At 38.3% G+C, this 6,106-nt stretch carries 9 protein-coding genes; 1 reads left to right on the top strand and 8 read right to left on the bottom strand.

Going from position 1 to position 6,106, the window contains the following annotated elements; translation table 11 throughout:
• From QM469_RS01115 to QM469_RS01105, 3 genes are all read right to left on the bottom strand, one after another.
• Positions 1-86: IS630 transposase-related protein (locus QM469_RS01115; RefSeq protein ID WP_212750421.1), on the bottom strand; the 86-nt coding region annotated here is incomplete at its 3' end.
• Between the two features lie 36 nt (positions 87-122).
• Positions 123-542, bottom strand: coding sequence for a hypothetical protein (locus tag QM469_RS01110; protein WP_414275876.1), 420 nt, complete (start codon positions 540-542; stop codon positions 123-125).
• Entirely contained in the window at positions 539-1,240 is a 702-nt protein-coding gene (locus QM469_RS01105; RefSeq protein ID WP_414275875.1) for a lantibiotic protection ABC transporter ATP-binding protein, read from the bottom strand. The genes QM469_RS01110 and QM469_RS01105 overlap by 4 nt, the downstream gene beginning before the upstream one ends.
• Before the next feature lie 385 nt (positions 1,241-1,625).
• On the opposite strand from QM469_RS01105, the gene tnpA reads away from it, so the two are divergent.
• On the top strand, positions 1,626-2,090 hold the full coding sequence (gene tnpA, locus QM469_RS01100) for an IS200/IS605 family transposase (RefSeq protein WP_414273453.1): 465 nt from the start codon (positions 1,626-1,628) through the stop codon (positions 2,088-2,090).
• 212 nt (positions 2,091-2,302) lie between these two features.
• On the opposite strand, the gene whiA is transcribed toward tnpA, so the two are convergent.
• Genes whiA through yihA form a run of 5 tightly spaced genes read right to left on the bottom strand, consistent with a single transcriptional unit; the run spans position 2,303 to position 6,104 of the window.
• Positions 2,303-3,214, bottom strand: coding sequence for a DNA-binding protein WhiA (gene whiA, locus QM469_RS01095; protein ID WP_000011302.1), 912 nt, complete (start codon positions 3,212-3,214; stop codon positions 2,303-2,305).
• Positions 3,211-4,188 carry a YvcK family protein gene (locus QM469_RS01090; RefSeq protein ID WP_414275874.1) on the bottom strand — a complete coding sequence of 326 codons (978 nt, stop codon included), beginning with the start codon at positions 4,186-4,188 and terminating at the stop codon, positions 3,211-3,213. The genes whiA and QM469_RS01090 overlap by 4 nt, the downstream gene beginning before the upstream one ends.
• Positions 4,185-5,075: an RNase adapter RapZ gene (gene rapZ / locus QM469_RS01085; protein ID WP_049527541.1), complete on the bottom strand. Its 891-nt coding sequence runs from the start codon at positions 5,073-5,075 to the stop codon at positions 4,185-4,187. The genes QM469_RS01090 and rapZ overlap by 4 nt, the downstream gene beginning before the upstream one ends.
• A gap of 51 nt (positions 5,076-5,126) precedes the next feature.
• Positions 5,127-5,507 carry a RidA family protein gene (locus QM469_RS01080; RefSeq protein ID WP_001140424.1) on the bottom strand — a complete coding sequence of 127 codons (381 nt, stop codon included), beginning with the start codon at positions 5,505-5,507 and terminating at the stop codon, positions 5,127-5,129.
• A 9-nt stretch (positions 5,508-5,516) separates the two neighbouring features.
• Positions 5,517-6,104, bottom strand: coding sequence for a ribosome biogenesis GTP-binding protein YihA/YsxC (yihA, locus tag QM469_RS01075; RefSeq protein WP_251935025.1), 588 nt, complete (start codon positions 6,102-6,104; stop codon positions 5,517-5,519).
• Positions 6,105-6,106 lie beyond the last annotated feature (2 nt).

The raw sequence follows: 6,106 nt of genomic DNA, 5'->3' as shown, positions 1-6,106 counted from the left end.
TCAAAAACTTTGGCCGCCTCGACATGGCTGTGTCCCTCTTTGATGTAATCTAATGCTCGTTGTTTAAAATCTGTACTATATGCCATGGCTTTATTATAACATGTATTTTATAAACTAAGTGACTATACCACTAATACTATACTCGAAACTAATAAAGTACTAAAGCTATATATTAAAAATATTTGATCTCCAAAAATAAATTGTACAATTAAAACTGCTATCAAATGAACCAAACTTGTCATCAGAATCAAACAGCTTGCTACAATAATTTTTGATATCCAAATCTTTCTTAAATCAATACTTAGAGGATAAACTGCCCTATATTTTATTTTTTTATCTTCGTATCGATTCATTAAAGCAGGAATCAGTGCATAAGTAATTGGCATAATTATAGTATACCACCAATTATATGAATCTACTGTAAAATATGGTGGTGCCAGTATATAAGAAAGAATTATCAAAGATATAGGTATTATATAGATTATTTTTTTTAAAAAAGTTCTTTTATATTTTAAATAATCACTAAGGATATAATTTATCATTTATAATTCTCCTTCTTTACTACTTCCAAGAATAAATTTTCTAAACTTTCTTGAGAGTTTTTTATATCTTGGTATTTTAATTCGCCTTCACATATTATTCCGATATAATCTGCAACTTGCTCAACTTCGGAAATATTATGGCTGGATAGAATTACTGTAATGCCTTGTTTTGGAAATCCAAGAATCATCTCCCTTAATTCTTGAATTCCCAATGGATCTAAGCCATTGGTTGGTTCATCTAAAATTAATAATTTAGGATTATTTAATAGTGCTATTGCAATTCCTAATCGTTGTTTCATTCCCAAAGAAAATTTTCCACTTCTTTTTTTACCTGTATTTGATAGACCAACGATTTGTAGAACTTCATCAATTCTTGATTCGGGTAATCCAAGTAACATTGTTCTTACTTTTAAATTTTCTCTTGCACTTAAGTTCTCATACAAGGGAGGTAACTCTATCAAGGCACCAATTTGTTCGAGATCCTTTCTACTCCATATATGATCATTAAATATAATATCTCCGGACGATTTATGGAGCATTCCTGTTATCATCTTTAGTGTAGTTGATTTCCCAGCACCATTTGGACCAAGTAATCCGTAGATACAATTCTCTTTCACTTGTAATGAAATATTATTCACTACAAGTTGATTCCCAAATTTCTTTGACAAATTCCGTGTCTCTAAAATATTTTTTTCCATTTTGATCCTCCTTAAATTTACACTTCAATAATAAAATATAAATTTAAAGATTTTATAAAGAAAATACATAACTATCTATTAATTTTTTAAAAAACTATAACTACGCAATTTAATGAAGATTAAAAATAAAAATTTGAAATTTTTAGAATTCTATCTAGAACCTTAATCTCTTAAAACAACGAATCCTCTGAAAATGAAAATTCTACTGAATGAAACTTCAGTAGAATTTTTTAAATTATGTGACTTTCAGTCCGTCTCGCTCCGTTAGGTGCGAGACAAATAAACCACCCGCTATGCGGGTGCGCGTCGAAGGTTATACCAAAAAAACTCCAAACGCGATACAATAAAGGTGTTCAAGCCAATTGTAAAGCGAGAGGAGAAAAATATGGCACAAAAAGCACATAGTTTATCACACACAAAGTGGATGTGTAAATATCACATTGTGTTCACCCCTAAGTATAGACGAAAAGTAATCTATAATCAATATCGGAGTAGTTTAGGTGAAATATTTCATCGCTTGTGTAGTTATAAAGAAGTTGAAATTATCGAGGGTCACTTAATGCCAGACCATGTACATATGTTAGTCAGTATTCCACCAAGGATAAGTGTTTCTAGTTTCATGGGTTATTTAAAAGGTAAAAGTGCACTCATGATGTTTGACAAACACGCCAACCTCAAGTACAAGTTTGGGAATCGGCATTTCTGGGCAGAAGGTTATTATGTGAGTACAGTAGGGCTTAATGAAGCCACGATAAGGAAATACATACAAGATCAGGAAAAGCATGATATAGCACTAGATAAATTAAGTGTAAAAGAATATGAGGGTCCCTTTAGGGATAGTGGTAAGTAATACTCACGCCTCTTCAAGAGGCAAGTGACGAGTCAAGAGCAATGAGGCTTGAACAACGTGAAAGCCAGCGTCTTTAGGCGCTGGCTGGTAATTTGGGCTTATAGCCCTGGTGCAAACCACCCGTTTGACGGGTGGTTATGATTTGAGGTTATTTTAAAAATTTTTAAACATCAATCTCGATATATCTTTTTTGAACATCAATATATTATATTTTACAGTTCCTCTGCAATTTTGTTGATCTTTCTCAGGCGATGATTAACGCCACTTTTGGTTAAGGGATTTGTCAGACTATCTGCCAGCTTCTGGATAGAATAGTCTGGATGCTGAATACGCAGACGGGCAACTTCCTGCAAGTCTGCTGGCAGATTATCCAAGCCAATTCTATCTTTGATTTTACTAATATTGTTAATGGTTTTCATACTCGCTGAAACCGTACGAGCAATATTAGCCGTCTCTGCATTATTGGCACGATTGAGGTCATTTCGAGTTTCTCGGAGAATCTTGACACCTTCAAAAGTATCACGTGCCTGCATAGCTCCTACTAAAATCAGGAAATCCATAATATCTTCTGCTCGCTGGAGATAGGTCACTGCACCTTTTTTTCGTTCAATCACCTTGGCATCTAACAAGAACTGCTGCAAGAGCGAAGCAATCCCTTGGGCATGATCTAGATAAACTGAACTAATTTCCAGCTGATACTTGCCTGACTCGGGATCCCGAATACTCCCATTTGCTAAAAATGCACCACAGAGATAGGCACGACCTGCTTCTTCATCTCCTAAAATATCTGGATCAATTCCCGTCTCCAGACCAAAGAAAGAATCAGCCAAACGTAAATCCGCTAAAAGTTCTTGGACTTGTTCATCTGTAAACACAGTATAAACACGATTTTTACGAAGATTGCTTCTCTGATGATGACGAATCTCCGACTTAATACCATAAAAGTGTAAGAACGATTCATAGAGATGGCGGGCAAGCTTGGCACTCTCTGTAACAACGGATAAGGTCAAGCCAGAACTAGACAAACCTACGCTTCCAGACATCTTGATAATGGCTGATAACTCATAGCGACTCAGGTGGTGTTGACCTAGGATTTCTTCTTTTACTGCTACTGTGAAACTCATTTTCTCACCTGTATGATGCGCATTAATTCATCCACGATTAAATCCCCATCATGGAAGGCACCACCATTTTCCAAGCGTAGGAAGTTGGATGAAATGACACGGGGAACTTGTTGATGCAAACCATCAAAATCATGCTCAACCTGAACTAGATACTCATCGAAACGGTTGGTGTCCATATAGTCTCTTGGAACCTTTTCAATATTAACAAGTACGGTATCAATAAAGGGGCGACCAAGATGACGATGCAAGACTTCCACATGATCACTATCTGTAAAATGCTCAGTCTCACCACGTTGGGTCATGATATTGCAAACATAAGCCACCTCTGCTTTGGTTTCAAGAAGGGCTTGTCCAATCTCTTCAATGACAATATTCGGCAAAATGGAGGTAAAGAGTGAACCAGGCCCTAAGACAATCATATCACTCTCAAGAATGGTATTCACAACTCGGCGGCTAGCCTGCGGTTTTTCATCATTCAGGGTATTGATGACATAAACATGGTCAATCATGCCTGGATGGTCTGCAATGTGACTTTCCCCAGCTACTTCTGAACCATCTTTAAAGACTGCATGCAAGGTCAAGGGATGATCACTAGATGGATAAATCTTTCCAGTCGTATGGAAAAATTTACTCAGCAATTGCATGGCGTTATAGGTTGAGCCCTGCAATTCAGAAAGCCCTGCTATGAGAATATTCCCTAGCGGATGTCCAGCAAAGGCACCTGCATCTTCCGAGAAGCGGTATTGAAAAACCTTTTCATAGAACTTTGGCATATCTGACATGGCAACAAGCACATTGCGTAAATCTCCAGGTGGTGTCAACTGCTGCATATTTTTACGCAGTTCACCTGAAGAACCTCCGTCATCAGCAACAGTTACAATGGCTGCAATGTCAACATCTCTTTCCCGCAAACTTTTTAAAATAACAGGGATTCCAGTTCCTCCACCAATCACCGTAATTTTTGGTTTTCTCATGAACGGTTTACCGTTTCCTTTCTTCGGTCTTTATCACGATGACTTTCATTAACAGGCCAATTCTTAGACAAATCAGTGGCTAATCGTTTGGCAAAGGCAACACTCCGGTGTTGTCCACCTGTACAACCTACTGCAATGGTTAAAACAGATTTTCCTTCTTTTTTGTAGCCAGGTAGGATTGGTTCGATCAAGGCCAACAAATGGCGGTAGAAATCTTCAGATTCCTCATGATTCATAACATAGTCATAAACGGCCTGGTCTTCACCTGTCTGATTGCGAAGTTCTGGTAGATAGTAGGGATTCGGGAGGAAACGAACATCAAATACCAAGTCAGCATCAATAGGAATGCCATATTTAAACCCGAAAGACATAACCTCAATACGGAAGGACTGAGCCTGTTCTTGATCTGAAAACTGCTCTGCAATGGTCTTACGGAGTTCACGAGGAGTTAACTCTGTTGTGTCAACCACGTTTTGACTCATATTTTTCAAGGGTGCCAAGAGTTCGCGTTCCAGCTTAATCCCGTCCAAGATACGACCATCTGCTGCCAGAGGGTGACTTCTTCTAGTTTCCTTATAGCGTGCCACCAATTCCTTATCTGCTGCATCCAAAAAGAGGATTTTAAAGTCCAAATCATCTTGATTTTCCAATTCATCCAAGACAGCCTGAATCTCTGAGAAGAAAGAACGGCTACGCATGTCCACCACTAGGGCTAACTTATGGTCATCGTCCTTGGTCTCGACCAACTGCAAAAACTTTGGCAATAGAGCAGGCGGCATATTATCAATGGTAAAATATCCTAAATCTTCAAAGGATTGAATGGCTACAGTTTTCCCTGCACCACTCATCCCTGTCACAATCACCAGGTGAAGTTGTTTCTTTGTCATCATTGTCTCCTTATATCAAAAGAAGTTTGGAAGAACCAAACTTCAACTCGCTTATCCAATCTCTGCGATGACTTCAATTTCGACTTTTACATCGCGAGGAAGACGAGCTACTTCTACAGCTGAACGAGCTGGAAATTCCTTGTTAAAGGCTGTTTGGTATACCTCATTGAAAGGTACAAAGTCGTTCATATCACTCAAGAAGCAAGTTGTTTTAACAACATGGTCAAAATCTGTTCCCGCTTCTGCCAAAATAGCTCCAATGTTTTTCAAAACTTGTTCAGTCTGTTCTTGGATTGTTTCTCCTACGATTTCTCCAGTTTCAGGAGATAGAGGAACTTGACCGCTAGCAAACAAAAGATTGCCAACGATTTTTCCTTGAACGTAAGGTCCGATTGCCTTTGGAGCTTTATCTGTATGAATTGTTTTTGCCATATGTATTCCTCACAATTTTTCTAAAATAGCATCCCAAGCTTGATCCATTCCTGCTTTTGTTACGGATGAAAAGAGGATAAAATCATCACTTGGATCAAAGTTTAATTTCTTTTTAATAGCTGATTCGTGCTTGTTCCATTTCCCACGCGGAATCTTGTCTGCCTTGGTCGCCACAACGATGACAGGAATCTCATAATATTTAAGAAATTCGTACATCTGTACATCATCTGCCGATGGATCATGGCGAAGGTCAACGAGACTAACAACCGCTCGAAGATTTTCTCTAGTGGTCAAGTACTCCTCAATCATACGTCCCCATTTTTCGCGTTCCTTCTTGGAAACACGGGCATAACCATAGCCAGGCACATCCACAAAACGCATCTTGTCATCAATATTAAAGAAATTGAGTAGTTGTGTTTTTCCTGGTTTCCCAGAAGTACGAGCTAGATTCTTACGATTAAGCATGGTGTTGATAAAGCTTGACTTCCCAACATTTGAGCGACCTGCAAGAGCAATCTCAGGAAGTTCATCCTGCGGATAGTGGGACTTGTTGGCTGCACTCAGCAAAATCTCAGCATTGTGTGTATTGATTTCCATAG

It is taken from the genome of Streptococcus infantis (assembly GCF_047464215.1).
Lineage (GTDB): Bacteria > Bacillota > Bacilli > Lactobacillales > Streptococcaceae > Streptococcus > Streptococcus infantis_P.
Note: the sequence above shows the minus strand (reverse complement) of the source record. Positions and strands in the feature narration are given on the sequence as shown.